The 1515-nt window shown below is 71.2% G+C and carries 1 protein-coding gene; it reads right to left on the bottom strand.

The window, feature by feature from the left end; all coding sequences use genetic code 11:
• Nucleotides 1-32: 32 nt before the first annotated feature.
• A complete protein-coding gene (locus Q0840_RS18965; protein WP_298462732.1) occupies nucleotides 33-1268 on the bottom strand; it encodes an IS110 family transposase in 1236 nt (411 codons plus the stop codon).
• Between the last annotated feature and the right edge of the window lie 247 nt (nucleotides 1269-1515).

The raw sequence follows: 1515 nt of genomic DNA, 5'->3' as shown, positions 1-1515 counted from the left end.
CCGCTCATGGCTCCCTTCTGTTGCGCCGGCTGTCAACCGGTCGTGATGGGGACCTGTCGGGCGCTCGGGGTCGGGGCTAGCGTGGTGGTCGCGGGTCCGGGAAGTGGCTGGTCCGAAGTGCCGGTGTGCGGGGGCAGGCCGGCCGCGCTGGATTGAACAGTCGCCCCACCGTGCCCTCCCGGGCCCGCGCCAGTTGTCGCGGTGTCGAGGTTGACGGCGTCCTTGACGAGCTGCCGGTAGACGACGTCGGACAGCCGCCGCTTGAGGCATCGCATCGCTTCCAGCGGTCGTTTGCCCGCGGCCCTCTTGCCGTCGTAGTACGCCTTGCCGAGGGTGCCGGCGTGGCGCATCTGGACGGTGGCGGCGATGTGCAGGATGTGGTTCAGCCGCCGGTTCCCCGCCCGCGACAGTCGGTGGCGCTGATGGGCGCCAGAGGATGCGTCGATCGGTGCGGTGCCGGTCCAGGACGCGAAGTGGTGCCGCGTCGGGAACCGCGCGACGTCCCCGACGTCGGCCAGGATCCGTCCCGCGCCCGCTGGGCCGATTCCGGGCAGGTCCATCAGGTGCGACCCACGGGCAAGCACGGCGGCCTTGATCTCGGCGGTGAGCTCCTTGACCCGGACGTCCAGGCGGTGGGCTTGGGTCAGCTCCTCGGCCAGCATTCTGCGCCGCACCTTGCCGGCGCCGTCGCGGGGACGGATCCCGACCAGCAGCGCCTGGTACTGCGCGATGGACTTCTTCGTCGGCGCCCCACCGGGTGTGACCTCGGCAAACAGTCGGTGCGCACGGTTCAGAGCCTGCGTCCGTGCGGCGGCCAGCTCGTCGCGGCGGTCGACCAGCAGCCGCAGCACCTCGAGGTCCTCGTCGATGACGACCTCGCGCAGCCGCTTGTCGCGCAGAGCGACCATGACGATGGCGTGCGCGTCGTGGGAGTCGGTCTTACGACCCTGCCCGGTGTCGAACACCCTGGACCGGGCCGACAGCTTGGCCGGGACGTCGATGACCCGCTCCCCACCGGCGACCAGCCGGGCAACCAAGGCACGGCCGACACCTCGGGCCCCCTCGACGGCCCACACCCGCCGGGGCCACTGCCGGGCGACGGACAGCATCGCCCGGTGACCGGCCGCCGTGGTCGGGAACGTGCCGGTGGCCCGCAGGATCTCCCGGGTGTCGCGGGCCTCGAGCGTCACCGACGCCTTGTGCGGATCGACGCCGATGACGACCACGTCACCCGCGCCAGGCCCCTGCTCGTGCTGTGCTTCTTGCATGCCGTCCTCCACCTTGAAAACCGGCGCCGGCCAGGGCTGACCGACGCCAAGGCGAGGACGGGCAACGCTGTTTCGAGCAGAGCAGACCCTTCGTGAGCCACACCCCCGCCGCGATGCCCGGCCCAGACGCACTCCATGAAAGAGCCACACCGAACCCTCCGGTGGGCAGCCGCTAACAGAGCGACCCGGCCCGAGCACCTACCCGAGCGTGACCGGCCAGCCAGTACCCGAGCAACAAACAGCCGCT

Origin of the sequence: uncultured Cellulomonas sp. (genome assembly GCF_947494015.1) — a bacterium.
In the GTDB taxonomy this organism is placed as follows: Bacteria; Actinomycetota; Actinomycetes; order Actinomycetales; family Cellulomonadaceae; genus Pengzhenrongella.
The sequence above is the reverse complement of the archived record's forward strand: the minus strand, read 5'-3'. Positions and strand labels throughout refer to the sequence as shown.